The 1,104-nt window shown below is 66.0% G+C and carries 1 protein-coding gene; it reads left to right on the top strand.

Annotation, left to right across the window (positions count from 1 at the left end; translation table 11 throughout):
• Positions 1-113: 113 nt before the first annotated feature.
• On the top strand, positions 114-1,104 hold a 991-nt coding region (locus tag J2X46_RS24090; RefSeq protein WP_310255093.1), incomplete at its 3' end, for an IS481 family transposase.

Genomic DNA, 1,104 nt, shown 5'->3' with positions numbered 1-1,104 from the left:
TGTGATGTCCAGGGACGTTGTTTCGTGACACGGCCCTGAGTTGCTGGATGGCGAAGGCCTCCGGTTGTGAAGTGGAGATGTCTAGTAACCGCTTCACTCACCAGGAGGCCTTCGTGTCCCACGCTAACGCTGCCCTGACCCCGAAAGCGCGTCTTCGGATGGCGCGGCTGATCGTCGAGGGCGGCTGGACGCCGTCCGAGGCGGCCAAGATGTTCATGGTCTCGCCGCCCACCGCCCGGAAGTGGGCGGCACGGTTCAAGTCCGAAGGCGTGGCCGGGATGCAGGACCGGTCGAGTCGTCCTCGCTCGAGCCCGCGACGAACCTCCGAGGACCTCAAGCGCCGGATCGTTCAGCTGAGGTGGCGTCATCGACTCGGGCCGGTCCAGATCGGTGGCCGGCTCGCTGTGCCTGCCTCGACGGTGCACGCGGTGCTGGTGCGGTGCCGGTTGAACCGGCTCAGCCACATCGACCGTGTCACCGGCGAGCCGATCCGCCGCTACGAACACCCGCATCCGGGTTCGATGATCCATGTCGACGTCACCAAGTTCGGCAACATTCCTGATGGCGGCGGGCACCGGTTCCTGAGCCGCCAGCAGGGCAAGCACAACGCCCAAGCCACCGCACGCCGCACCGGTGAACGTGGCAAGCACTACAAGCCCGTCATCGGCACCGCGTTCGTGCACACCGTCATCGACGACCACAGCCGGATCGCCTACGCCGAGATCTGCGCGGACGAGAAAGCCACCACAGCCGTTGCGGTGCTGCGTCGTGCCGTGGCGTGGTTCGCCGAACACGGCATCACCGTCGAGCGAGTGCTGTCCGACAACGGTGCCTGCTACCGCTCGTTCGCCTGGCGCGAGGCCTGCACAGAGCTCTCGATCACGCACAAGCGCACTCGGCCCTACCGCCCGCAGACCAACGGCAAGTGCGAGCGATTCCACCGCACCCTGGCCGACGGCTGGGCCTACGCCCGGTTCTACGACTCAGAAGCCGAACGACGAGCCGCCCTGCCGGACTGGCTCCACTTCTACAATCACCACCGGATCCACTCCGCAATCGGCGGCACGCCCATCAGCAGGAACAACAACCTGCCTGGACATCACA

This window comes from Nocardioides sp. BE266, from assembly GCF_031457855.1.
Lineage (GTDB): Bacteria > Actinomycetota > Actinomycetes > Propionibacteriales > Nocardioidaceae > Nocardioides.
Note: the sequence above shows the minus strand (reverse complement) of the source record. Positions and strands in the feature narration are given on the sequence as shown.